Source organism: Streptantibioticus cattleyicolor NRRL 8057 = DSM 46488, from assembly GCF_000240165.1.
GTDB lineage: Bacteria > Actinomycetota > Actinomycetes > Streptomycetales > Streptomycetaceae > Streptantibioticus > Streptantibioticus cattleyicolor.
The window spans coordinates 193836-219197 of record NC_017586.1 but is presented as its reverse complement, the minus strand read 5'-3'; the positions used below and the strand labels follow the sequence as shown (position 1 = coordinate 219197).

Genomic DNA, 25362 nt, shown 5'->3' with positions numbered 1-25362 from the left:
TGGCCCGGGGGACGGACAGGACCATCCCCCGGGCGTGGGCTTCCCAGGGGGTGGCACGGACGGTCAGCGGAACAGGCGGAAGAACCCGCGCACTTGCTGGACCAGCGACTCCGGCTGCTCCAGCGCGGCGAAGTGGCCACCACGCGGCAGTTCCTCGAACCAGCGCAGGTCGGTGAAGCGCAGCTCGGCCTCCCGCCTCGACGGGCGGGTTATGTCGCGCGGGTAGACCGACAGCCCGGACGGCGCGGTCACCTTGTCCCGGAAGTTGGCGAAGCTCTCCCAGTACAGGCGCGCCGACGACGTGGCCGACGCGGTGAACCAGTAGACCGAGATCTCGTCGAGGATCGTCTGCCGCGACAACGCGTCCTCGGGATGGCCGTCGTTGTCCGTCCACGCCCAGAACTTCTCGGCGATCCAGGCGGCCTGCCCCGCCGGGGAGTCGGTGAGGCCGTAGCCGAGCGTCTGAGGCCGGGTCGCCTGGATCGCCGAGTACCCCCGGCCGGTGCGCCGCATCTCCTTCTCGGCCTCGAGATTCGCCAGCTCCGCGGGCGTGGGGTCGTCGAACGTGCCGGCCGCCACGGATCCCAGGTTCAGGTGCACGGCGGCGACCCGTTCGGGCGCCACCTCGCCCAGCGCCCCGGACACCGCCGAACCCCAGTCACCGCCCTGCGCGCCGTACCGTTCGTAACCCAGCGAGACCATCAATGTGTCCCAGGCGCGCGCGGTGCGAGTGACGCCCCACCCGGTCGTCGACGGCTTGTCACTCCAGCCGTACCCGGGCAACGACGGCGCGACCACGTGGAACGCGTCCGCCGGGTCACCGCCGTGCGCGCGCGGGTCGGTCAGCGGGCCGAGGACCTCCAGGAACTCGAGCACCGAGCCCGGCCACCCGTGCGTGAGCACGAGCGGGAACGCGTCCGGCTCCGGCGAGCGGACGTGCAGGAAGTGGATGCCCAGCCCGTCGATCGTGTCGCGGTACTGCGGGAACACGTTCAGCCGCTCGGCGAACCCGAAGTCGTAGTCCTCGGCCCAGCTGCGGCAAAGCTCCTGCGCGTACGCCAGCGGCAAGCCCTGTGACCAGTCGTCCACCGGCTCGCGCTCGGGCCACCGTGTCCGTCGCAATCGTTCACGCAGGTCCGCGATCTCGGCTTCGGTGATACTGACCTCGAATGGCTCGGCGGACATGGCAAGGCTCCCTACTGGTCGAGGCGTCATCGGATCAGAGGCAGTGGACCGTCATCGCGGTCTCCCACGCGTGGCGTCGGGTTCGGGGCGGCGGTCGGCGGTAGGGCGCCGGGTCAGGCTGAGGACGAGTCCGGCCAGGGGGAGAGCCGCGAGCACGGCGAGGGCCACCGGCACCGCCACGATGCCGGACAGACCCGCGACAGCGGCCGGACCGATCCCGCCACCCAGGGCGTTCATGAAGTTGAGCAGGGCCTGCGCGGTGTCGCGGTCGTCCGCGGCGACGAGGTCCGGCGCGAGGCTCACCAGTACGGCTTGGGCGCCGGCGAACCCGCACACGGTCAACGCCGTGCCGGCGACGATCGGGACCGGCCCGGTGAAGATCGCGACCACGAGCACGCCGACGACGGTGAGTGCCGCGAGCCCGGCCGACATCTGCCAGCCGGTGAACCGGTCGGTCAAAGTGCCGACCAGCCGCCCGGCCAGCACCGAGCAGGCGGCGGCCGGGACCAGGAGCACGCCGGCTTCCAGGGGGCCACCGCCCGTGGCCTGCTCGATCAGGGACGGGGCGCGGAACAGCACCCCGTAGTAGCCGGCGAAGACGGTCCCGCCGATGAGCCCGGCCGCCAGGAAACCGCGGGATGCGATCACCCGCCGAGGCACGAACCCGTCGGGCGTGCTTCGCACACGCCACCACAGTCCCACGGCGGCGAGCGCCCCGGCGACAGCAACGACGAGCGTGACCGGAGCGGGCAGGCCGACCGAGTGTGCCTGAAGCAACGTGATCAAGGAGGCGGCGAGTACCGACAGCACGGCCGCGCCGACGATGTCGAGTCGCCCGGTCGAGCCGTTTCGCTCGCCGCTGCCGCTCCGCGTCAGCGCGCGCCTGCTCGGCAACGCGGCCAGCAGGAGGGGCAGCGCGAGGGCCGGGATCGCGAGCACGGCACGCCACCCGAGCCATGCGGTCACCGCCCCGCCCAACAGCGTCCCGCACCCCGACGCCGTCGCGCTGGCGGCCGCGATGATTCCCAGGGCGCGGATCCGTTGCCGCCCGGGAAGGGCGGTGGCCGCGGCGAAGACGGCGATCACGGTCGCGCCCGCCCCGGCGCCGCCGATCAGTCGGCCGACGATCACGACGGACAGTGTCGGCCCGGCTCCGGCGAGCACGGAGCCCGCGGCGAGCGTCACGACCCCGGCGACGAGGACCTGGAAGGGGCTCCAGCGGACCAGCAGCCGACCCGCGACCGGCATCGCGAGCGCGGAGGTCAGCGACCACGCGGCGAGAATCCATGCGGTGGCCCCGAACGGCACCGCGAGCGCGCGGCCGACGGCCGGCAGGGCCACCGACGGCGCTCCCAGTGCCACGTACATCGGCAGCACCAGCATCCCCAAAGTCAGCCCCAGCCGACGCCCGTCCGGCGCGTCGGTTCGCTCCGGTGCCGGGGCCACTCCAGCCGGGATCGCCTGCGGCGTCGTCCCCTGCCGAGTATGCTGTGACATGCTAATCCTCCTTTGCGTGTAACATTACGGAGCGGTGGGGAGATACGTCAAATGCGGGATGCGTATTACAGTCCATTGGTGGTCCAGACGGCCGTCGACCTGGCCAACACCTTGAGGCCGATCAAGGGAGAGGACGCGCTCGAGACCGTGGAGCAACTCCGGGACTTCCTTGACGACCATCCCGCGGCTGAGCCTCCGAGTTCGGCCGCGGACCAAGGGGCCGGTCCGCGGCATCTCACCCGCGCCGACCTGGCGGAAGTCCGCGCGTTGCGCGCGACGGTGCGTGAGGTGCTCGAACGGGCGAACGCGGACGCGGTCGAAGCCGCGGCTCTGATCAACGACGGCCTGCGTCGCAGCGGCGCCACCCCGGTACTGCGCCACGAGGGCGACCGCTGGTGGACCGAGGTGACCTCCGACACCGACCGCTGGTCGGCGCACCTTGCCGCGACTACGCTCAGCGCACTGGCCTCGGTGATCGCCACGCTCGGTCCCGCCCGTCTCGGCGTATGTGCCGGGCCGACCTGCCGGGCCACTTTCGTGGACCTCTCACGCAACGGCTCAAAGCAGTACTGCACCCGAACCTGCGCACACCGGGCCAGCGTCGCGGCCTTCCGGAGCCGGCGCAGCCCGCGTTGAGCGCCGGCACCTGACCCTGTCAGACGGGACGGCGCCCGGTCCCGGTCCGTCCCGCACTCTCGCCGGTGACGCCGCACTACACCGGCGTCACCGTGGTCGAGACCTCCCGGGGCCTGTGGCCGATCCCCACTGCTGGACGCAACTCGGCCCTCGAAGGCCGGGAGTTGAGTTACGGCCACTTTCGAAACACTTTCGAGTGAGCGCAGGTAGGCATGCGCGGCGTATCCGAATGACGCGGTCACACGCACCTACGTTTGTCGCACGGCCTCTGTCCGGCCGCCTTCCCCGCCTCAGGACCGACCGGGCCTCGCTTGGCCCTGATCACCACCTGCTCTGAACCCGCGACGCAACCATGTGGCCGGAACCTCCTTGATGAACACGACCTTTCAGCAGATGCCGGGCGCGGAACACCCCCGTGGCGAACAACTCCCGGCCGAAGAACACCGCATTGCGATCATCGGAACTGGAATGTCCGGACTCGGCGCGGCCATCCGTCTGCGGCAGGCGGGAATCACGGATTTCGTCGTGCTGGAGCGCTTCCACGACGTCGGGGGAACCTGGCGCGACAACCGTTACCCGGGGGCGGCCTGTGATGTGCCGGGGCATCTTTACGCCTATTCCTTCGCTCCCGCCCCCCGATGGCGCTCAACGCTGCCGAAGGCGGAGGAGATTCACACATACCTGCGCGACTGCGTGACCGACTTCGGGCTCGAGCCGCATCTGCGACTGAACAGTCCCGTTGACGAAGCCCGATGGGACGGGACGGAGATGCGGTGGCACATCCAGGCGGCCGGCCGCCGCTATCTCTCCCGGTTCCTGATCACCGCCACGGGGTTGCTCAGCGAACCACATGTTCCCGAGCTGCCCGGCCTTGGCACCTTTCGTGGTGCGGTGCTCCACACGGCACGCTGGGACGACACGTGCGACTTCGACGGCAAGCGTGTCGCGCTGATCGGGACAGGGGCCTCCGCCGTCCAGTGCGTTCCCCACCTGGCGGCATCGGCGGCAGCCCTTGATGTGTACCAGCGGTCGCCTCCCTGGGTTCTTCCCCGTCTGCAACGCCCCGTCACCGCCACCGAGCGGTCGTTGTACCGGCGCTCGCCGGTCCTGCGCCGGCTGGTCAGAACGGCGGTCTACTGGCTACGCGAGAGCTGGCTGCTCTGCTTCGCCGGGCCCGTCCACCGTGCCGTCAGCACGTGCGTGGCCGGCCTGGCCCGTGCCCACATGCGCCGACAGATCCCCGAACGCGACCTGCGACGCCGACTGACCCCGGCCTACCCTCTCGGCTGCAAGCGCGTCCTGCTGTCCAACGACTACTATCCGGCGCTCCGGCGAGCCGGCGTCGAACTGGTCACCGACCCCATCTCCGAGATCACCGACAGCTCGGTCGTCACCCGCGCCGGGACCGCGCGGCCTGCCGACGTCATAGTCCTCGCCACCGGGTTCAGGGTCGACAGACCGGCCATCGCGCGTCGCATCGTCGGACAGGGGCGACGACGTCTGTCGGACGCCTGGAGCGATGGCATGGCGGCCGACCGGAACATCATGGTTGCCGGCTTCCCGAACATGTTTCTCCTGCTCGGACCCAACAGCGGACTCGGTCACGCCTCGCTCACCCTGCTGCTGGAAGCACAACTCGACTACGTGCTGGACTGCCTGGCGCGGATGTCGCGGCGCGGACTGGCTCAAGTGGAGGTGCTCCCGGAGACCCAGCGGGCGTACACCGCCCGACTCCACCAGTACGTCCAACGTACCCTGTGGCTTCCGCACCTGTGCCGAAGCTGGTACCTGGACCCCCGGAACGGACACAACACCGCTGTATGGCCGCGGTCCGTGCGCAGCTACCGGGCCATGACCCGGCGCTTCTCCTTCGACGGGCACCGCGTCCATACGCAGGACCGCTGAGACGCCGCCGAGGAGGAAGCCGACACTCAGGCCGCTTCGAGACCCTGGAGTCCGCCGAAGGCACGCAGCAGGTAGGGCTGGTCGATGCGGTCAGGGTCCGGCAGGTCTGCGACCGCCCGCTGGAAGTGGGTGCGGCCGTAGGTGCGGCGCTGGGAGCTGAACGCGAGAAAGCGGGCGCACTGCCGGGAGGCGACCGCTTCGAAGGGCGTGGGATCCGGGACGGACGGTTCGACGCACAGGGAGATGCCGGGATAGCGGGCGTGGAAGGCGTCGAGCACCTGGCTGATGGAGGTGTTGTGCGGATGGGTGATGTGAAGGGTGCGCGCCGGGCATCGCCGGCCGGATCTACAACATCGCCGATGACGCCCCCGTCACGACGGTCGAGCTGTACCAGCTCAACGGCGTCGAGGTGCCCGCCGGGCTCCACGAGCTCACGGACCCCGACCCGTGGTTCGGGATCGTGTCCAATCAGCGGATCCGCCGGGAACTCGGCTTCCGACCGATCTACCCGAGCGTCTGGACGGCCCGGGACGCCGGAGCTCTGCGACGGTCACTGCGCCGGGTCGGTCCAGCCCTGTGATCCGCCCCTCCAGCAGCCCTCCGATGCCGCGATCACGGCCACCACGGGGTACAGCAGTCGCCGGCGTTCGCCCACCACAGGGTGGGCGCTGCCTCAGAACTGCTCGGCCGGCTCAGGGAGTTCGGCGGTGACGGCGCGGATGACGTCACGGAGCCAACGCTGTCCCGGATCACCGTCGAGCCGGGGGTGCCAGGCCATCTGGTAGTCCAGCGGGCGGATTTCCTGAGGAGCGGGCAGGATCCGGATCCCGGGGTCCGGGTGCCGCTCCGCAAGTAGCCGCGCGGGCAGTGTGAGGATCAGCCGGGTGCCCGGGACCGAGCGCAGGGCCAGGGAGTGGTAGGGGACGGTCAGTCCGGCCCGGCGGTGCTCTCCGAGGTCTTCCAGGCGTTGCTCGATCGCGGTCTGGCGCGCGCCGATGGTACCGACGATGACATGGGCGGCGTCCAGGTACTCCTCCAGGGCGATCCCGGGGCGTTCGGCGAGCGGGTGGTCCGCGGAGAGCACGCAGACGAACCGGTCGTCGAGGAGGTGTTCGGTGCGCAGGGCGGTGGCCGGCGTCGATCTGGCGAAGAACACCAGGTCGACGACGCCCCGGTCGAGGTCCTCGTAGATGGCGTCGTGCCAGGTGCGGAAGTGCAGTGTGGAGCGCGGCGACTCTCGGAACACACGCTGGAAGACCGCGGGCGCGAACACCTGGGTGAAGTCGGTACCCGCGACCCGGAATGCCTCGGCGGCCTCGGCAGGGTCGAACCCCTCCGGGGCGAACAGGCTCTCCAGCCGCGGCAGGACTGCCCGCAGCTGACGCTGGACGCGCTCGGCCCGCGGGGTGAGCCGGTACCCGCCCGGGGTGCGCACCAGCAACTCGTCGCCGAGTGTGTCCCGCAGCCGCTGGAGCGCCCGGCTCATCGCCGGCTGGCTCATCCCGGCGACTTCGGCTGCGCGCGAGACATGCCGCTCCTCCAGCAGCGCGGCGAGCGGAGCCAGCAGATTGAGGTCGACCCGTTCAATATGCACCATCCGAATAATCTAAATGCCGGTGATGCATTGGACGAATACTTCGAGGCGGCGGAGTATTGATCCCGTCGCCGGGCGGATCGCCCGGACTCCCACAGTGCCAGGTGTCCGTCCTGAGGCCGGATGCCGGATGCCGGATGCCGGATGAGGAGCAGTTGTGAACAGTGCGGTATCGCAGAACGGATCCGGTCGGCCCAGGGTGGCCGTGGTGACCGGCGGCTCGGGCGGCATCGGTGGCGCGATCGCGCGCCGGCTGGCCGCGGACGGCATGGCCGTCGTCGTCCACTACGCGGGCAGCGCGGCGAAGGCCGAGGCGGTCGTCGAGTCGGTCACCGCGGCCGGTGGCACGGCGATGGCCCTGCCCGGCGATGTCGCCGAGCCGACGGAGATGACCGGGCTCTTCGACGCTGCGGAAGAACGCTTCGGCGGCGTCGACGCGGTCGTCAACACCGCCGGGATCATGCTGCTGGCCCCGCTCGCCGAGATGGAACTGGAGGCATTCGACCGGATGCACCGGGTGAACGTCCGGGGGACCTTCGTGGTCTCCCAGCTCGCCGCCCGCAGGCTGCGCCCCGGCGGCGCGCTGATCAACTTCTCCACCTCGGTGACCCGGCTCCAGCAGCCCGGCTACGGCGGCTACGCGGCGACCAAGGGTGCGGTCAAGGCCATGACCCTGATCCTGGCACGCGAGCTGCGCGGCCGGGATGTGACCGTCAACGCGGTGGCCCCCGGCCCCACTGCGACACCGCTCTTCGTGGAGGGCAAGAGCGAGGAGCTGATGGCCCGGATCGCCGCCGCCGCACCCCTGGAGCGGCTCGGCACCCCCGAAGACATCGCCGAGGCCGTCTCCTTCCTGGCCGGCCCCGCCGGCCACTGGATCAACGGCCAAGTGCTGTTCAGCAACGGCGGCATCGCCTGACCCCCTCCACCACTTCCCCCTCTCTTCTCCTCCCCTTCACCCCCTCCGACAGGAGACCCACCGTGTCGACCGTGCTCATCACCGGTGCCGCCACCGGCATCGGCAACCTCACCGCGCGGGCACTCGCCCGGGCCGGTCACCGCGTCCACGCCTCGATGCGCGCCCCCGAAACCCGCAAAGCCGCCCGCGCCAAGGAACTGCACCGCCTGGCCGAGGCCGAACGGCTCGACCTGAACGTGGTCGAACTCGACGTCACCTCACAGGAGTCCGCCGACCGCGCGGTGGCGGCCCTCGCCGGAACGGACCCGCGCACCCCGCTGGCCGGCCCGCCCCACGCCGATCTACGCGGACTGCCACCGCTGCTGATCCAGGCCGGCGGCCGGGAAATCCCGCTCGACGACGATGCGGCGCAGGCCCTCGACCAGGTCGCCGCCTTCATCAACGGCCACGTCCAGTTGGAGGAACGCCCGTGAAAGCCGTACGTTTCCACCGCTACGGAGACATCGACGTGCTCGGCGTCGAGGACGTCGAACCGCGTCCGCTGGGCCCGCGCGACGTGCTGGTACGGGTGCGGGCCGCCGGGATCAACCCGGGCGAGGCCAAGATCCGTACCGGGGCCCTGCACGAGCGGTTCCCCGCGACGTTCCCCTCCGGCCAGGGCAGTGACCTGGCCGGCACCGTCACCGCGACCGGGTCCGCGGTGACCGGCTGGGCACCCGGGGACCCGGTCATCGGCTGGTCCTGGGAGCGCTCCAGCCACGCCGAGTACGTCGTCGTCCCGGACGACCAACTCGTCCGCAAGCCCGACGGGCTCCCCTGGACCGCCGCAGGCGCCCTCTACGTCGCGGGCAGCACCGCCTGGGCCGCGATCGCCGCCGTCGCCCCGAGGGCCGGCGAGACGGTCCTGGTCAGCGGGGCCACCGGCGGGGTCGGCACCATCGCCGTCCAACTCCTGCGCCTGCGAAGGGCGCACGTGGTCGCGATCGCCTCCCCGCGACACCGGGACTGGCTGGAGGCCCAGGGCGCCACCCTCGTCCACTACGGGAGTGGAGTCACCGAACGCCTCCGCCGGGCGATCGAGGGCGACGGGGCCGGCACGGCCCACGCCTTCCTCGACTTCCACGGCGGCGACTACCCCCGGATCGCGCTCTCCCTGGGGGTGCTGCCCCACCGGGTCAACACCCTCGACTACCGTGCCGCCACCACCCTCGGCACCCGGTCGCAGGGAAGTGCCGAGGGCACCGGTCAGGCCGTGCTGACCGAGCTGGCCGAGCTGACGGCGACCGGCCGGATCCATGTGCCGATCAGCCGGACCTATCCGCTGTCCGAGGTCCGGTCGGCCTTCTCCCACCTGGAACACGACCACCCACTGGGCAAGGTCGTCCTCCTCCCGAACGACGGCCCCGACGGCAACGACGTTTGAGCCGAGCCCGGGTGACGTCGGCTCAGGTAGAGCGGAGCCGCCAGGGAACGCTCAATCCCTTCTCCGCAGCGGCTCCGGCGAGCAACCCCCAGCCCAGACAGCCTCGCAGCGGTGTCACGTCGAGCGGGCCCGGAGTCGCTCGGTTGATACTGGTGGGCTCGCGTATTCAACGGTCGCGAGTTGACCCACGTGACGCCGGATGGGCCGATGGCGAGGAGATGGCGTTGATGCGCAACGGATCGTGTCCTCGGCGGCCGGGGCGTATGTCCGTGGCTTCGACCACGAAGCACCGGTGAGCCCGTGTGGCAACGATGACAAGGCACTACGACGGGGGCGCCGCGTCCACGCTGGCCGAGGATGATCCCGGCGGCGCCGATGGAGATCACGGTTGCCCCGCTCCGGTCGGCGCGGCTATCGGAGTCGGCGGTGACGACGGCGATTTGGGTGCCGGTGGTGGTGACCAGGGCATCGCGCAGGGCCCGTGCGAAGGCGGCACCCGGCCCCGGGCGGCCGTCTGCGGGGCCGCAGGGAGCCGCGGGCACCGGCCGGATGTCCAAGTGGGCCAGGCGTTCGCGCTGCGCCTCGGACAGGGCCTCCCACGCTCCGGCTGGCGTTGGCGGGACGCGCGTCGTCACGGCAGCTCGGAAGAGCCCGGTCGAAGGGGCGCGAGGCCACGAGATGATCCTGTCATGACTGAGATCGTTCTGATGTCCGACCCGAAGGTCGCAGCCGTGCCTGTTCAGGAGTGTGGTGAACGGCTCGTGGACCTGCGGCGAGACAGCCGTCTGCTGATCGACGAGCGGAAGTTGCAGGATTCTGCCGGTGCCTTCGCTTACCTGCGGGAAGGAGTGCTCGACCGCCTCCTCGAAGCACAGGCACAGCTACCTCAAGGGATGCGGCTGCTGTTCGTCGAGGGGTACCGCCCACCGTCCCTTCAGCGCCACTACTTCGACAAGTACGCGGCCCAACTGCGTGCTGAACACCCGGAATGGGCCGCTGAGCAGGTCCGCTCGGCAGCCAGCCGCTACGTGTCCCCTCCCGAGATCGCACCGCACAGCGCCGGGGCAGCGGTTGACCTGACCCTTGCCGATGACGACGGCTGCGAACTCGACATGGGTACGCGTATGAACGCGACTCCGGAGGAGAGTGCTGGCGCCGGTTACACGCAGGCCGACAACATCAGCGACAAGGCTCGCTCCCATCGGAACATCCTGAGCATCGCACTCACTGCCGCCGGCCTGGTCAACTACCCCACGGAGTGGTGGCACTGGTCATACGGAGACCGCTACTGGGCCATGGCAACAGGAGCGGCAGTTGCCCACTACGGGCCCAAGGAACTCGGCCAACCGCAGACTCCGAACCCGCAGCAGAAGTAGCTCGCCACCGGGTGCCGGCCGGCGGGCTCGGTCGGCACCCGAGGAGACTTCACGCCGTAGCACGTCGGCGACCGCCGAGGTCACCTCCGCCCGGCTGATGACGGCGTCACCGCCGCCGGAGGTGACGGCAGGGCCGACGGCCAGGGGGTGATCTGCGCCCACCGGCTCGGGGATGTGGCGGACCGTGTGCGCCCCGGCGTGCGTGCCAGGTGCCTGGACCCGACGGGGTCCAGGTCGTGGACAACGAGGTGGAAAATGGGAATGGCCGAGGTCGTCAGTCCGGGGCGGGTGTTGGGCGAGGTATCGGCGATGGCGTCGGCACCGGTGCAGCGCTTCGCCTGGCGGATCGGCCAGCGGCACCGTCCCGGGCCGGAGTGCCTGGTCTCCACCGGTCGGCAGCACGGCTTCGAAAGCCTGGTCGAGCGGTGGCTGCTGCTGGCTCTGGACTTCGTGAACCGGTTCGCCGAGGTGTTGGCCCAGCCGTTCCGCCCGCGGTTTACGCGCTCGGCGAGGAAGGGCGCGCACGCCCCGGACTTCCTCGTATTGGGGCGGGCGCGTCCTGGTTGCTGGACGTACGCCCGGTGGGCCTGATCGCGGAAGAGGACGAGGTCCGGTTCGCGGAGGCGGCAAGAACGGCGGGCTGGCGCCAGGCCGTGGTGACCGGCTGGCGAGGCCAGGCGCTTGCGGGGATCGACGCTCTGTCGGTAAGGCGTCAGCCGATGACCGACCCGCTCGGGCTGGAGAGGCAGCTGTCGGCCGCGGTGCGTCGGCATCCGCTGCGGTCCGGGAGGTTGGTGGGCCTGACGCCGGTGCCGGCTGTCTTGACCGTGTCGCTGCACTCCGCGACCGAGGTGTGCCGTCCGAAGCTCCATGAAGTCGAACGCGACACCGGTGCCCGGGCGTGCCATCAGAGGGTGAGCGAGCGCACCGGTGAGCCGGTGCCATTCGCCGACGTCGTCAGGGCGCTGACATGGGTAGCGACCAGTACGCCTTGGAGGCCGACCAGGTCGACCCGCTCTACTGCGACGCCCGGGCGTACTACCTCGGTCCAACCGCCCGCGACTACGAGAAGGACCACATGCTGTTTCACCGGAGACCGCCGCCGAGCTGCCCGAGCCGGTTGTGCTGCGCTACGGCACGCTCGCCGACGCAGCCCGGGCCGTCCCTGGCCGCACTGTCCGCCAGCCCTGGCCGGGAGGTGCCCCACGTTGAGCGGCCCGGTCAACGTGGGTGACGACAGCGCTGCACGCCTCCTGGCGCTCCGGGTGCGTTTCGCTCGGCACCTGAGGCCCCGTTCTCCCCCGGGCGTACCGGGGGGTTCACCCCACCTTCGGTACGCCTGGCAGCGCCATCGTTCCCGGGCCGCCGCGCTGGAAGCGTTGGGCGCACCGGAAAGCTCCCGGGAGCGCAACCGAACGAGGGAAGACGTCGATGACCAATCCGATGCCGAAGCAGCAGTCGCACCGCCGTACCGCCCTGCGGTTGTCCGCAGCCGCCACCGTCCTCTGCCTGACCGCCGGGGCCGGCAGCGCCACCGCGATGGCGGCCGACCCGGGCGCCGGCCGGGTACACCGCGGCGCCGTGGTCTCGGTCACCCCGCTCGCCTCGCTGGATGCCCAACAGGCCACCACCAGTGTCCGGGACGCCGGCTTCGTCACCCCGGCCGAACGGGGCGGGGTCGAGCTGGAGCGGGTGGTGTACCGGACGGTCACCCCTAAGGGGCGGCCCACCACCGCGAGCGGGCTGGTGGCGCTCCCGCGCGATCCGGGGCCGCGCGCACTGACCACCGTCGAGTACGCGCACGGCACCATGGCCTACCGAGGTGAGGCCCCGTCAGTGGCGGACGGGCCCAACCGCGCGGCGGCGGTGATGTTCGCCGGGGACGGCTTCGCCGCGGTGGCGCCGGACTACCTGGGGCTGGGCGTCGGGCCCGGCACCCACCCGTACCTGGACGCGCCCTCGGAGACCACCGCCTCGACCGACCTGCTGGTCGCCGCCCGGGAGGTCGAGGCCCGGCACGGCATGCGCGCCGACGGCCGGGTGCTGGTGACCGGCTTCTCCGAGGGCGGGGCAGCCGCGATGAGCATCGGGCGGGCGTTGCAGCATGGGCAGGTCCCCGGGTACCGGCTGACAGCACTGGCCCCGGTGAGCGGACCGTACGACCTGACGGGCAGCGAGCTGCCGGCCGCTCTTAGCGGTCAACTGCTCGGCCGGGACGCCACGTTCTACGCCGCCGACCTGGTGGTCGCGTGGAACCGGCTGCACCCGCTCTACGGCTCGCCCGCCGAGGCCTTCCAGGCGCCCTACGACCGCACCGTGACCGACCTGTTCGACGGCGAGCACACCGACGAGCAGGTGGCCGCCGCCCTCCCGGACAGCCTGCAGCAACTCTTCACCCCCGCCTTCCTGCGGCGACTCCAACACCCGACCGGCAAGCTCGCGCAGATGTTCCGGGTGGCGGACAGCGTCTGCCAGTGGGCCCCGCAGGTGCCGGTCCAGCTCTACGACGCGGACGGCGACCGGGACGTGGCACCCACCAACACCCTCGCTTGCAAAGCACAGTTGGCGCGTGCCGGGGTCGACGCGCCGGTGGCGGACGCGGGCGCCCCCGACCACAACGGCTCGGCGCTGGCCTCCTACCCCCTCATCCGCACCTGGTTCGACACCCTCGCCGGACGGTGAGGCCCTGTCATACGACCTGACGCGCCATCAGGGATATGGCTCCGGCACCCACGCATCAGGAAGACGCTGTCCGGAGTAGCACTGCCGGGCGGCAACCGGGTCGGGTCGTCGACGTAGGAGGACTCGACCGAACCGATCCGGCAGGGCGTCATCTCCCGACCATCTCTGCCATGTCGGCGAACAGCAGGCTGTCACGCGGCTGGTCGATGGCGGTCGCGGTGACCGAGGTGCGTGCCGCCGTCCCGACTGGCGTAGGCGACGTCGAGCCGGTCCCCAGTCTCCTCCACGCGGAAGTCGGCGAGGCCGCGCGGCCCGGGGGAGGGTCGGCTGTCGGCCGGCGCCGGACGTACACGTCGGTGTGGAGGTCCGCCGGCCCGTACCACTCCACGGCGAGCCGGTGCGCCGTAGCCTGCGATCCGCAGGCCGGTGCCGCGGAGCACGCAGCCCGGGCACCCGACCCTAAGGGCTGTCCCGTAAATGATCTCTGACGGGTCTGGTGGCCTGCTGGTTTCTGCGTCACCCGGCAAGGACGAGGTTGTGCAGGCGGGCGATGCCGAGCATGGCGTGCTGGACGCCGTCGCCCTTCAGCCGGCAGTCGCGAAGGATCTTCCAGCCCTTCATCCGGGCGAAGACGTGCTCTACACGGGCGCGGACTTTGCGGTGGGAGGCGTTGTGCTCCTCCTTCCATTCCGGGAGTTCGGTCTGGCCCTTCTCGCGGCGGTGCGGGATGACCAGGCCGGTGCCCCGGTAGCCGCCATCTGCGATGACCGTGGTCTTGCCGACGGCGTCTTTCGCGCCGGACAGCTCCCACGCCTTGCAGTCGTTGCGGTTGCCTGCGACTGGTCGGCCGACCGCGACGACGAGCCGGGTGTCGGCGTCGATGACGACCTGGTGGTTGGTGGAGTACCGGTAGTTCTTGGACTGCTCGGCGATGGTGTGGTCACGGGTGGGAACGAGGGTGCCGTCCATGATGAGCACGGTGTCCTTGCGGAACCGCTTGCGCTGCTGGAGCGCGAGCGCGGGCCCGAGGTGGTCGATGATGCGGTCGGCCGCCGACTTGGACACCCCGAACAGCGGGGCCAGTTGGCGCAGGGTCAGGTTCGTCCGCCAGTACGCGGCGATCAGGAGCACGCGGTCCTCCAGCGGCAGGCTCCATGGCCGACCCTTGCGCACCGGGTCCACACCCTCACGCCGGAGCGCGGTGATCAGCTTGCCGAACTGGCGCGGGCTCAGCCCAGTGAACGGGGCTATCCAGGAGGGCTCAGACGCCGTGATCACACCAGACACAGCCAGATCATCTCACCCGTGACCAGCAGTTACGGGACAGCCCTTAGCCGGATCAGGCGGACCCCGCCCAGCGCCCAACCGCTGTCTGCCAGCTTCGGCCGCAGCGGCGCGGACAGCGCCCGGCCGCCGGATCGGCCCGGTAGTTGACCAGCAGGCGGCGTTCCACCGTACTGGCCATGCTGATGTGTTTCCGGATCACGTTCAGCCCCCTCGGAGTCCGCGAGCTGGCGACACCTGATGCGCCGCAGCACGATCTGCCCGGACAGACGACGCTGAGGCACCGGCTGACGCAGACCGCCAACCGGTCCTCCATCAGGCCGTAGAGGATCCGGTCGGTGTCGCGCCGCTCGGTCGCCAGCGTGGCCTCCTTGGGTGACTGCTGGAGTATCGAGGGGTTTCTTCCGGAGACGAGCAGTCCTGGGGCGGCCGTGAGGTGGGCTGCTGCGGATTGAGCCTGCCTGCGGTTGTGGGCCCGGATCAGGCGGTGGGGGCGGTGGTGACCATCCAGTGGGTGAAGGCGGCGTAGCGCTCGGCGGATTCGGTGGCCCCGTTGGCGTGCTCGACCGCGGTGGAGTGTTCACGCACCTGCTCGAACCGGGATCGGCGGGCCTTCTCGTAGTGGGCGAGGGCGGCGGCTGTGGTGGATCGGCTCGCCAGTTCGGCGCGTAGCACTCCGGCGTCTTCGATGCCCAGGGTGCCGCCCGCCGCGATGTGCGGGGACAGGCCGTGCGCGGCGTCCCCGATCAGCGCGACCCGGTCCGTGGTCCAGCGCTGCAGCTCGGGGACGAGCATGATCTGATTCTCCAGGATGGACTCCTCCGGGGTCGCGGTGATCATCTCCAGAAGCTCGTCGTGCCAGCCGGACTCGGCCACGTTGCGGGCCCGTCGCAGCGCCCGGTCCTTCTTGCTGCCGACGAGTTCACCGGCGTCGAACTGGCCGATCCACCACATGGTCCGGCCCTGCGCGATGCGCGTGTAGCCGCCTCGGGTCCGCGCGGCGCCGATCGTGACGAACGTGCCCTCCGGCCGCTCGTCGTCCCCGGAAGGCAGCACGGCCCGCCAGGCGTAGTTGCCGGCATGCACGACCGCCGCGCTGCCGGGCTCCAGGGCGGCGCGTACGTCGGAGTACACGCCGTCCGCTCCGATCAGGAGATCCGCACGCAGCGGTGCACCGTCGGCGAGGTGTACTTCCACGTGCGTGTCGTGTTCGGTGAAGCCGGTGACGTGTGTTCCCAGGCGGATCCGGTCCCTGCCGAGGGTGTCGGCGAGGAGGTTGTTCAGGTCCGGCCTCGGCACCATCAGGAACTGGTGGGCGGCGGGGTCGTAGCCGGCCGCGCGTATCGGGTGTCCGGCGGCGTCGAAGAACCAGGCGTCGACGGTCTTGCCCATGCGCCGGACGTCGTCGCCGATGCCGAGGGTGTCCAACTCCCGCAGCGCGTTGGGCCACAGACCGATACCGGCCCCGGCGGCCCGCACCTGCGGCGCGTGTTCCAGCACGATGACCTCATGCCCGATCAGCCGCAGCGAAGCCGCGGTGGTGAGCCCGACCAGGCCCCCTCCCACGATCACAGTGCGCATCGTTCCTCCACTTGCCGTCCGTTGCGGTGGTGAGACCAAGCGGCGACGGGAGACGGCCAACCGGGCGCCGGATCGTCGGACTCGCCGAGCCCACCCTCTTGAGGCATCCCAACTTACACTAACGGCTAGTGTTACCTAACGAAGTCATTAAAGTAGTTGTTAGGGCTGTGACGTTTTGTGAGCAGTGACGCCTGGGCTCCCGGCCGATCTGAGCCGTGCCGTGCGGACTACGGCCGTGCTCTTGGTCGCCCCAGACCGCCGCCAGGGCGCTGACACCGCAGGAGCCCTGGGCCCCGCACGGGCCAGCCATCACCGGCCGCTGACCACGCTGATCGGCTTCTGAGCCCAAGCGACGGGCGAGGCGTACCAGCCGATCGCGTAGCCCGGTGACGGAGGCGGTGGGGGCGGGCGACATCGACGGCCCGGGCTCCGTGTCCGATGCGGACCTTGAGTGACGGTGGGGAGCTGATCCAGTCGGCCCGCACCACGGTGCACAGCGCGGGATTCGGGAATCCGGGCGGCCCTCGTCCGCGAGTCTGCGCGCAAGCGGCGGTTTCGCCGTCGGGCGGAACGGGTTCCGGCGTCTACGGCTGCGCTTCGGTCGGCCGGTCCGGATGCGGCCGGGGCGCGGGGTGACCCCGAACAGATGCGGCAGACGGTTTGACGGCGCGGGGCCGGCGGCCCGGGGGAGCGGCGGCCCCAGCGCCATCGCAGGGCGAGGGAGGACCACCGGACAGCGCGGCCCCCGCTGCGCCGGGTGCCCGACGGCGTGCCCGATCCGACCAGCGGTGAACTGCTGGACGACGCCTGCCGGGGGCGTCGGATCCGGCGAGACCGGCATGGCTGGGCGAGGGGGCCGTGCCGGTGCGGACGGTCTTCGAGGCGGTGTGCGCGTGACCGGTACAGCCATGCACCGTGCCGCCTTCGCGGTGGTGCGTGTCCGGCGGCGATCAACGCGCGGAGTGCACGGCGCGGTTCGCGCGGCGAAGCCCCGCAGCCCGGCCAGGTGCGGGCGGTGTACCAGCAGGCCGGCCGTTCGTGCGCGCGGCGAGGGCATGCGGCGCCGGGCGCTGTTGGCGGAGATACCCTCACGGTGGGAGTTGCCAGGCGGCGAACACCTGCCCTGGTACAGCAGGAAGGGGCCGCAGGGCGCCTCGACGGTTGCCGGTGCGGATCCGCCCGCCAACCGGCCCATGGACGCGGTGGACAGCGATAAGGGGTGTATTCGGCATGGCGCAGCCGCAGCAGGCACGCTCGATCAAGACGCGCAGGACGATTCTGGAGGCGGCCGGGGCACTGTTCGGAGCCATCGGGTACGCCGCGACCACCACCGAGATGATCATCGAGCGCAGTGGTGTGCCCCGTGGCACGATGTACTTCCATTTCCCGTCCAAGGAGGCCGTCGCCGACGCGATCGTCGCCGCGGAAGCCGATGTGATCGTGCCGCCGGTGCGCCGCCTGAAGCTGCAGTCCCTTATCGCCCTCACCTACCGTTACGCGGACGTTCTGATGCACGATCCCGTACTGCAAGGACTCGTCCGGCTGTCCGTGGACCGGGTCCAGCCCTCCCATGGCGAACCCTGGCGGACTGCGCACCGGTCTTTGACAGAACTCATCCGCGCCGCCGCGGAAAACGGCGAACTCCTGCCGAGCGTCGAGCCCGAACGCTTCGCCACCGTTCTGCAAAGCGCGTTCACCGGAGTCCAGTTGTCCTCCCAGGTCTCCACCAACCGCAAGGACCTGCCCGAACGCGTGACGGACATGTGGCGGTACCTGCTGCCCGGCGTCGCCATACCCGGGCTGCTGCCTTCCCTGTCCCTGCCCGACCTACCGGACTGACCGGGCGCCGAACAGTCCGCCCGGCAGGAAGAGCCGGCCGGGCGGCGCGAGCAACTGGGTGCGTTCAGCGTGGAGATGACCGACCGCGGTCGGCCTACTGCCTGGTGGACGATCTCCGGCACGGCGGTGACCCCGCCCAGTCCGCCAGGAGTCTGGAGGGAGAGCAGGCGGCCCGTGCTCTCGCCCCCGTAGGGCGGCGACGACGGCGGGGCACCATCGGGCGCAGCCCCGGCATGACCGCATCGCGAACGGATCATCCCCCCTAACGTGATTCGCGCGAACTCGCCCTCGTTCAGCCGGAGATCGTCCTCGACCTCAAGGCCGAGGCCGATCGACTGGATGCCGCGCTCACCCACAGGCTCTCAGGTGCGGGAAGGAGAACTCCGTACGGCTGCGCAGCGGCCGGTCCGGCCGGAGCACCGTGCTGGGGTAGTCCGGGCGGTTGGGCGAGTCCGGGAAGTGCTGGGTCTCCAGGCACACGCCCGCGTGCGGGGTGAGCGGCCGTCCTTCGGCGTCCCGGAGCGTGCCGTCCAACTGCTGTCCGCTGTAGACCTGCAAACCCGGTTCGGTGGTGCGGACCTCCATGACCCGGCCGCTGCGCGGCTCCTCCAGACGCGCGGCCCGGTGCGGGACGAGTGGGCGCGTGGGTGCGTTCTCCCGGGCGTCCGGGGCATGGCTTGCCGCGTGGCCGCGCAGGACCCAGCAGTGGTCGTACCCGCCCGCCGTGGCGAGTTGGGGGTGCGGTGTACCGATGCGTCCCCCCAGCGTCTGCGGGCCGGTGAAGTCGAACGGGGTGCCTCGCACCGGCTCCGGCGCGCCCGGCAGGGGGATCGCGGTGTCGTCGATCGGCAGATACGTGTCGGCGTCGACGGTGAGGACGTGGCCCAGCACGCCTTTTTCGGGCCGCCCGGTGAGGTTGAAGTACGCGTGGTGCGTCAGGTTGGCCACCGTCGGGCGGTCGGTGCGGGCCGAGTAGTCGATGACGAGGGTGCCGTCCGTGCGCAGGACGTAGTCGACCGTGGCGGTGAGGCGCCCCGGGAACCCCTGGTCGCCGTCCGGACTGTCGAGGGTCATCCGCACGCCCGTCGAGCCGTCGGCGCAGGGAACAGGACTCGCCTGCCACACGCGCTGGTCGAAGCCGTCGGGGCCGCCGTGCAGCGCGTTGCCCCGGTCGTTGGCGGGGACGCGGTGCACCACCCCGTCCAGGTGGAACGTGCCCCCGGCGATGCGGTTGGCGTACCGTCCGACGACCGCCCCGAGGTAGGAACCGTGACCGGCGTACTCCCGGGGGCCTGCCAGGCGCAGCACGATGTCGTCCACCGCGGTCCCGGCGGCGTCCGGCACGCGCAGTGACTGGAGGACGGCTCCGAAGCTGAGCACGGAGGCCTGGACCCCGCTGGGGGAGCGAAGCGTCCAGCGTTCCACCGGCGACTCGTGCGCGGTGACGGGCAGAGCCTCGCGAACTGCTGTGCAGGCGGCCATGTTTCTCCTCGAGACTGAGACGTCGGAGTGGGGGAGCCGCGCGCCGCGGGGGCCGGGTCTCCGTCAAGGGCGCGCACACGCGGGACCGTCCGAGCGTCACCTTACAACGTTGCAAAGGTTGGCGGGGGTGGCTTCCCCGACGCAGCAAGACCACTCGATGTCGTGGTGGCGCAGATCCCGAGCGGCGGGTGGTTCCGTGCCGGATGTCGATGCACCCGGCTCAGCCGTGGAATCCTGGGCTGACGCAGGTGGCGACGGTCGCGCGTCCGCCGAGGCGTTGAGGGTTTGGGAGGACGGCGTGGCGGTGAACGGACGAGGTCACGGCTCACTCGAAGGTGGACGCACTCTTCTTCCGGGTGGTTGTTGCCCATGGGCCGAGGGCGAAGCCGTCACTGTCCCGTCGTACTTCCAGGGCCCCTGCGCCACCGAAGTGCGCGGGAACGAGCAACTCCCGTTCGTCGGACGCCCGCCCGAGAATCCGACGGCGGCTGGCCACCGCTTGTTCCGGGGCCAGGCAGGCGCTGCTGTTGCAGCAGGGGTGCAGGATCTGCACCGGGCTGTGCAACAGATCTCCCACGAAGACTGCCCGGTCGCTGCCGGACGCGAGGCGCAGCACGGACGAGCCGGGAGTGTGACCGGGCGCGGACTCCAAGGTGAGGTGTTCGTCGATGCGGTGGAGGCCGTCCCACAGCACGCTCTGTCCGGCCTGGTGGATGGGCGCGATACTGTCTTCGTAGATCAGGCGGTCGGCATCCTGCGCGCCGTTCCCGTACGCGTTGTCCGGACCGTAGTGGAAGTCGTCGGCGGCCGGACTTCCGTTCGGCGATCTCCAGCCAGCCCATCTTCGGCAGCCGGTCGTTCAACATGCCCAGTTCGACGGTCATTTGCTCGCGCAGTTCGTCGACGAAGACCTGCGGGTCCAGTGGCTTGCGCAGCTCGCGGTAGTTCTCCTCGCGCCGCTCGGCGAAGTCCTGGGGCAGGTCCTCATCCGGGTTGCGCCACTTGTCAGCGCCGACCACCCAGATCTCCTTGCACTTGAGCTGGTCGCGCAGGGCCTGGAAGGCGACGACCTCGTAGACCATGCGCACCACCCGGCGCCGGCCCCGCTTGTCGGTGCGGTGGACAACCTCCGCTCAGTCCCCGCCCATCGCCCTGTGCACCGGCACCCTCTCGCCCAGCGGGTAGTACGTGGTGTCCCCGCCGCCGCGCACCGGGCCACCAGCACCAGGGCCTCGATCACCGGCCGGTGCGTGTGATTGGACGAGCGGAACTCCAGTACGTCCAGCAGCTTGATCAGCCCGCGCCGGTAGTGGTTGGTGTACGACGCCTTCAACGTCGTCTGCCCCTTGCGCCGGTAGACCGGGCCACGGGGTCCAGCCCTCCCACGGCGAACCCTGGAGGACCGCGCACCGGTCCTTGACCGTCTCCACCAACCGCAAGACCCGCCCGAACGCGTGACGGACATGTGGCGGTACCTGCTGCCCGGCGTCGCCGTACCCGGCCTGCTGCCCCCCGTCCCTGCCCGACATACCGGACTGACCGGTAAAGCCGAACACCCCAGCGAGGCAGGAAGCGTCGTCAGCCGATCCCTGGCACCGTGCGCTCCCCGGACCTGCGGCATGGCAGCTGGTCCGACCCCACCGGACGGTGCGAGCAACCGGACAGTCCACCAAGGGGAACGCGAACAGCGGCCGGTTTCCTGCTGGCCGGTGGCCGAGCCTCGGCACGCCCGGATCTCCCTCGGGCCGCCGGGGAGTTGGGCGCGGAACGAGCCGCCCGGCCGCTGCCCGCACGGGAGGACCTGTTCCACCGGGCCACCTTCCAAGCGCCATGGTGCTCACCGCGGACGCTCGACCAGGGCGGTCGGCGGTTGCCTTGCTACGAAGCGGCGCGCCGCCGAGATCGAGTCGGCGTGTCAGGGATGGGTGGGCCGTCGGGCCAGCCAGCCGCTGATCGCTGAGGCGGTGCTCGCGGCGTGTTCGTCGATGATGCTCAGGTGGGTGCCGGGCACGTCGATGGCGTCGTGGTCGGGACCCCAGTGGGCCTGCCAGTGCTCGCCTGTGGGGGGCCGGCCGCCCATCCGTTCGGTGGCGCGCAGCAGCAGTGTCGGTACGCCGTCGATGTCGGTCGGTGCCCAGTCGTCGAACAGCTGGAGGTGGTGTGCCATCGCGGTCAGTTCGGCGCCGCGCAGCGGCTGCGTCGCGGTCCATTCGGCGTACGCGTCGCCGAGCAGGTCGACCTGGATGTCGGCCAGACCTGTGCTGCCGGGCAGGTGGCTGTCCAGCAGCACGAGTGACTCCGGTGCGGTGTTCAGATCCTTGAGTCGGGCGGCTGCCGCGTGTGCGATCCAGCCGCCGGAGGAGTATCCGACGAGGACGTAGGGGCCGGTCACGTTGGCGAGCACGGTCTCACTGACAGCAGCCACCAGATCGGTTCGGCTCGGGGGGAGGGACTCGTGGTCGGCGTAGCCTGTCAACGGCAGCACAGCCATGTTGTGCGTCGTGCGCAGCGTGTCGGCCATCCGAGCGTATTGGTAGACATTGGAGGGCGCGACCACGGACGGGATGCAGACCAGGGTCGGGCCCGCGAGCCCCTGGGAGAAACTGACCGGTTCCCGCATCTTCGGCGAGCCGGTACCCACGCGCATCCGGGCGGCGACGGCCAGCAGCTCCAGCCCATCCTTCACCTGGTTCCGCGCGCAGGCCTGGGCGAAGAGGACCGGCAGCGGTTCGGTCGTTGGCGGCGTCGGACGCGCCGGTGTGGCGGCGGGGGCGGCCGGTGGTGTTTCGAGGTCCTCGAGCACGGCGAAGCGGTCGGCCAGATGTGTGGCGACGGCGTGCGGCGTCGGACAGTCGATGACCAGTGCGCGGGACAGCTCCAGACCGGTGACGGCCCTCAGGCGCTCGGTGAGCCAGGCCGCGGTCAGCGAGTCGAAGCCCAACTCGGCGAAACCGCGCTGGGGGTTGACGTCCTCGAACGCGTCGTAGCCCATCAACTGCGCCACTTGGTCGCGCACTTCGGCGAGCAGGATCTCCGCCCACTCCTGGCGCGGGCGATCGGCCATCTTGCCGCGTACGGAGGGGATCTCGGTGACCGTCTCGGCCATCACCGCGTCCGGCGGCGGGGCGCCCGTCCCGCCGACGACGCCCTGGTCGGCCAGCAGGCTCGCCCCTGTCGGCAGGTGATCGACCAGCCAGTAGCGGCGGCGCTGGAAGGCGTACGTGGGCAGGTCGAGCTGGGCGGCGCCGGTGCCCGCGTAGACCGCGCGCCAGTCGACCCGCACACCGCGGACGAAAAGGGCAGCCACCGCGTCCAGCAGCGCGGCCGGCTCGGCCCGGCCCTGACGCAGTGTCGGCACGAAGGCCCGCTCCGGTACGCCCGGACCGGCCGGCGGCAGGCAGTCCTGGCCGAGGGCGGCGAGGACCCCGCCCGGCCCGAGCTCCAGGTAGGTGGTGACACCGGCCTCGCTCAGGCGCACGACACCGTCGTGGAACCGCACCGCCGCACGGGCCTGGGCGACCCAGTAGTCCGCCGAACGCATCCGCTCGCCCCGGTCCGCGTCACCCGGTGCGAGCGGCACGATCGGGATGCGCGGCGCGGCGTACGAGATGCTCTCGATCGCCGATCGGAAGTCGGCCAGGATCGGGTCGATCCGCGGTGAGTGGAAAGCGTGGCTCACCCGCAGTTCGCGCGGGTGGAGGCCCTTGTCGGTGAGTCTCGCCATCACAGTGGTGAGCGTCTTCTCGTCGCCGGAGAGCACCACGGAGGTGGGACCGTTCACCGCGGCGACGGACACCAGGCCGGTCAGCTGATCCAGCATCGGCAGGATGTCTTCTTCGGCCGCACGGACAGCGACCATCGCGCCGCCGGGAGGCATGCTCTGCATGAGCCGCGCCCGGGCGGCGACCAACGCGCAAGCGTCCTCGAGCGACAGTATCCCGGCCACGTGCGCGGCGGTGACCTCGCCGACGGAATGCCCCGCGACGAAGTCCGGGCGTACACCCCACGACTCGACGAGCCGGAACAGCGCGGTCTCGACGGCGAAGAGGGCCGGCTGGGCGAATCCGGTGCGGTCGAGCAGGCCCAGCGGGTCGTCCTCGGTGAAGGTCAGGTCACGCAGCGAACGGCCGATCGGACCGTCCAGGTGCGCGCAGACAGCATCGAACGCCTCGGCGAAGACGGGATGCTCCGCGTACAACTCGCGGCCCATGCCCGGCTTCTGCGCCCCCTGGCCGGTGAACAGGAAGGCCAGCCGTCCGCGCGCGGTGGCGCCTGTCGTGACCGCGGCATGCGGCCTGCCCTCGGCGAGTGCCCGCACCCCGGTGAGCAGGCCGTCCCGATCGGCGGCCACGACGACGCCGCGGTTGTCCAGGGCGGCGCGAGTGGTGGCCAGTGAGTATCCGACGTCGGTGGGATCGGCCGGCTCGGCCCGGTTCGTCAGGAAGGCGGCCAGCCGCGCGGCCTGGGCGCGCATCGCGGCCGCGGTGCGGCCGGAGACCAACCAGGGGACGGCCGTCAGCGTGCGGTGCGCGATGCCGTCGCCCTCCCGTCCGGCGTCCTCTTCGGACACCGCCTCGAGAATGACGTGCGCGTTGGTGCCGCCGATGCCGAAGGCGGAAACTGCCGCACGCCGTGGCCGGTCCTCCGTCTCCGGCCACGACCGCGGCTCCTGCAGGAGTTCGATGTCGCCGGCCGTCCAGTCGACCTCGGTGGACGGCGGGTCGGCGTGCAGCGTCGGTGCCAACATGCCGTGCCGGAGCGACATCACCGTCTTGATCAGACCGCCCACTCCAGCGGCGGACTGGCTGTGGCCCAGGTTGGACTTGAGCGACCCCAGGAACAGCGGACGGCCGGGCAGCCTGTCACGCCCGTACGTGGCCAGCAGCGCCTGGGCCTCGATCGGGTCGCCCAGTGTCGTGCCGGTGCCGTGTGCCTCGACGGCGTCGACGTCGGAGGGCTTGAGCCCGGCCGCGGCCAGCGCACGCCGGATCACCCGCTGCTGGGACGGGCCACTCGGTGCCGTCAGCCCGTTCGACGCTCCGTCCTGGTTGATCGCCGAGCCGCGCAGCACTGCCAGGACCGGGTGCCGGTGGCGGCGGGCGTCGGAAAGCCGCTCGACCACGACCATGCCGACGCCCTCGGCCCAGGACGTACCGTCCGCAGCATCGCCGAAGGACTTGCACCGGCCGTCCGGAGCGAGCCCGCGTTGGGTGCTGAACTCGACGAACGAGCCCGGCGTGGCCAACACGGAAACGCCACCGGCCAGGGCGAGTGAGCAGTCCCCGGCGCGCAGCGCACCCGCCGCGAGGTGCAAGGCGGTGAGTGACGAGGAACAACCGGTGTCGACGGTCACCGCCGGACCTTCCAGCCCCAGGAGGTAGGAAATCCTGCCGGAGATGATGGCTCCTGCCAGGCCGCCGAGCAGGAGCCCTTCGAACCCGGTCGGGTAGCGCGCCAACAGGGCCGCGTAGTCGGTCACACTCGGGCCCACGAACACCCCGGTCTCGCTGCCGTGCAGCGAGTGGGGATTGATCCGAGCCCTTTCGAGCGCCTGCCACGATGTCTCCAGCAGCAGTCGCTGCTGTGGGTCCATCGCGGTGGCCTCACGGGGCGAGATGCCCCAGAACTGCGCGTCGAAGTCAGCGACATCGGTCAGGAAGCCGCCCTGCTGCGTGTAGCTGGTGCCCGGGTGATTTGGATCGGGGTCGTAGAGCGAGTCGAGGTCCCAACCCCGGTCGCGGGGAAACGGGGTGATCGCGTCCCGCCCGGTGATCGCCAGCTCCCACAGGTCTTCCGGTGAGCGCACGCCGCCCGGGTAGCGGCAAGCCATGCCGACGATCGCGATCGGCTCGCCGATCCGCCGCTCGAGCTCCTCCGACCGCTTGCGGGCCTGCACGAGGTCTGCCGTGACCAGATTCAGGTAGCGCCGCAGTTTGTGCTCGTTGTTGTCCATCTGCTC

Annotated in this window: 18 protein-coding genes and 2 pseudogenes; 10 read left to right on the top strand and 10 right to left on the bottom strand. The window is 71.0% G+C overall.

What is annotated here, in order from left to right; all coding sequences use genetic code 11:
• Positions 1-63 precede the first annotated feature (63 nt).
• Entirely contained in the window at positions 64-1185 is a 1122-nt protein-coding gene (locus tag SCATT_RS00760) for an epoxide hydrolase family protein (protein ID WP_014140942.1), read from the bottom strand.
• Positions 1186-1236: 51 nt separating this feature from the next.
• Positions 1237-2682, bottom strand: coding sequence for an MFS transporter (locus tag SCATT_RS00755; RefSeq protein WP_014140941.1), 1446 nt, complete (start codon positions 2680-2682; stop codon positions 1237-1239).
• A gap of 78 nt (positions 2683-2760) precedes the next feature.
• Between SCATT_RS00755 and SCATT_RS00750 the strand changes: the two genes are divergently transcribed.
• Entirely contained in the window at positions 2761-3318 is a 558-nt protein-coding gene (locus tag SCATT_RS00750) for a CGNR zinc finger domain-containing protein (protein ID WP_231905014.1), read from the top strand.
• A 372-nt stretch (positions 3319-3690) separates the two neighbouring features.
• A complete protein-coding gene (locus SCATT_RS00745) occupies positions 3691-5223 on the top strand; it encodes a flavin-containing monooxygenase (RefSeq protein WP_231905013.1) in 1533 nt (510 codons plus the stop codon).
• Between the two features lie 26 nt (positions 5224-5249).
• Here SCATT_RS00745 and SCATT_RS00740 read toward each other — a convergent pair whose 3' ends face one another.
• Positions 5250-5501, bottom strand: a complete 252-nt coding sequence (locus SCATT_RS00740; RefSeq protein ID WP_014140937.1) for a hypothetical protein — start codon at positions 5499-5501, stop codon at positions 5250-5252.
• Positions 5502-5545: 44 nt separating this feature from the next.
• Between SCATT_RS00740 and SCATT_RS39230 the strand changes: the two are divergent.
• A pseudogene (locus tag SCATT_RS39230) lies at positions 5546-5803 on the top strand (hypothetical protein); the annotation flags it as partial.
• A gap of 93 nt (positions 5804-5896) precedes the next feature.
• On the opposite strand, the gene SCATT_RS00730 reads toward SCATT_RS39230, so the two are convergent.
• Positions 5897-6820: a LysR family transcriptional regulator gene (locus SCATT_RS00730; protein WP_014140935.1), complete on the bottom strand. Its 924-nt coding sequence runs from the start codon at positions 6818-6820 to the stop codon at positions 5897-5899.
• A 154-nt stretch (positions 6821-6974) separates the two neighbouring features.
• Between SCATT_RS00730 and SCATT_RS00725 the strand changes: the two genes are divergently transcribed.
• The 3 genes from SCATT_RS00725 (at position 6975) to SCATT_RS00715 (ending at position 9159) form a co-directional block, all read left to right on the top strand.
• Positions 6975-7736, top strand: coding sequence for an SDR family oxidoreductase (locus SCATT_RS00725; RefSeq protein WP_231905012.1), 762 nt, complete (start codon positions 6975-6977; stop codon positions 7734-7736).
• Between the two features lie 62 nt (positions 7737-7798).
• Positions 7799-8209, top strand: coding sequence for an SDR family NAD(P)-dependent oxidoreductase (locus tag SCATT_RS00720; protein ID WP_014140933.1), 411 nt, complete (start codon positions 7799-7801; stop codon positions 8207-8209).
• On the top strand, positions 8206-9159 hold the full coding sequence (locus tag SCATT_RS00715; RefSeq protein WP_014627240.1) for an NADP-dependent oxidoreductase: 954 nt from the start codon (positions 8206-8208) through the stop codon (positions 9157-9159). The genes SCATT_RS00720 and SCATT_RS00715 overlap by 4 nt, the downstream gene beginning before the upstream one ends.
• On the opposite strand, the gene SCATT_RS38850 is transcribed toward SCATT_RS00715, so the two are convergent.
• On the bottom strand, positions 9051-9701 hold the full coding sequence (locus SCATT_RS38850; RefSeq protein WP_231905180.1) for a coenzyme F420-0:L-glutamate ligase: 651 nt from the start codon (positions 9699-9701) through the stop codon (positions 9051-9053). The genes SCATT_RS00715 and SCATT_RS38850 overlap by 109 nt on opposite strands.
• 147 nt (positions 9702-9848) lie before the next feature.
• On the opposite strand from SCATT_RS38850, the gene SCATT_RS00710 reads away from it, so the two are divergent.
• The 3 genes from SCATT_RS00710 to SCATT_RS00695 all read left to right on the top strand — a co-directional run bounded on the left by SCATT_RS00710 (position 9849) and on the right by SCATT_RS00695 (position 13217).
• Positions 9849-10535, top strand: coding sequence for a M15 family metallopeptidase (locus tag SCATT_RS00710; protein WP_014140931.1), 687 nt, complete (start codon positions 9849-9851; stop codon positions 10533-10535).
• A 309-nt stretch (positions 10536-10844) separates the two neighbouring features.
• A complete protein-coding gene (locus SCATT_RS00700) occupies positions 10845-11126 on the top strand; it encodes a hypothetical protein (RefSeq protein WP_231905011.1) in 282 nt (93 codons plus the stop codon).
• An 840-nt stretch (positions 11127-11966) separates the two neighbouring features.
• Positions 11967-13217 (top strand): alpha/beta hydrolase family protein, encoded by a 1251-nt coding sequence (locus tag SCATT_RS00695; protein WP_014140927.1) that lies wholly within the window; start codon positions 11967-11969, stop codon positions 13215-13217.
• A 516-nt stretch (positions 13218-13733) separates the two neighbouring features.
• Here the strand turns inward: SCATT_RS00695 and SCATT_RS00685 are convergent.
• Positions 13734-14504: an IS5/IS1182 family transposase gene (locus tag SCATT_RS00685; RefSeq protein ID WP_014627237.1), complete on the bottom strand. Its 771-nt coding sequence runs from the start codon at positions 14502-14504 to the stop codon at positions 13734-13736.
• A gap of 477 nt (positions 14505-14981) precedes the next feature.
• Positions 14982-16082, bottom strand: coding sequence for an FAD-dependent monooxygenase (locus SCATT_RS00675; protein WP_014140923.1), 1101 nt, complete (start codon positions 16080-16082; stop codon positions 14982-14984).
• A gap of 1230 nt (positions 16083-17312) precedes the next feature.
• Here SCATT_RS00675 and SCATT_RS00665 point away from each other — a divergent pair.
• The gene (locus SCATT_RS00665; RefSeq protein ID WP_014140922.1) at positions 17313-17921 is read left to right on the top strand and encodes a ScbR family autoregulator-binding transcription factor; all 609 of its coding nucleotides are present in this window, start codon (positions 17313-17315) and stop codon (positions 17919-17921) included.
• Between the two features lie 348 nt (positions 17922-18269).
• Here SCATT_RS00665 and SCATT_RS00660 read toward each other — a convergent pair whose 3' ends face one another.
• The 3 genes and pseudogenes from SCATT_RS00660 to SCATT_RS40535 form a co-directional block, all read right to left on the bottom strand.
• Complete coding sequence (locus tag SCATT_RS00660) at positions 18270-19403, bottom strand: aldose epimerase family protein (protein WP_014140921.1); 1134 nt, start codon at positions 19401-19403, stop codon at positions 18270-18272.
• A gap of 325 nt (positions 19404-19728) precedes the next feature.
• A pseudogene (locus SCATT_RS00655) lies at positions 19729-20214 on the bottom strand (MBL fold metallo-hydrolase); the annotation flags it as partial.
• Positions 20215-21318: 1104 nt separating this feature from the next.
• Positions 21319-25356 carry a type I polyketide synthase gene (locus SCATT_RS40535; protein ID WP_014140918.1) on the bottom strand — a complete coding sequence of 1346 codons (4038 nt, stop codon included), beginning with the start codon at positions 25354-25356 and terminating at the stop codon, positions 21319-21321.
• Positions 25357-25362 lie beyond the last annotated feature (6 nt).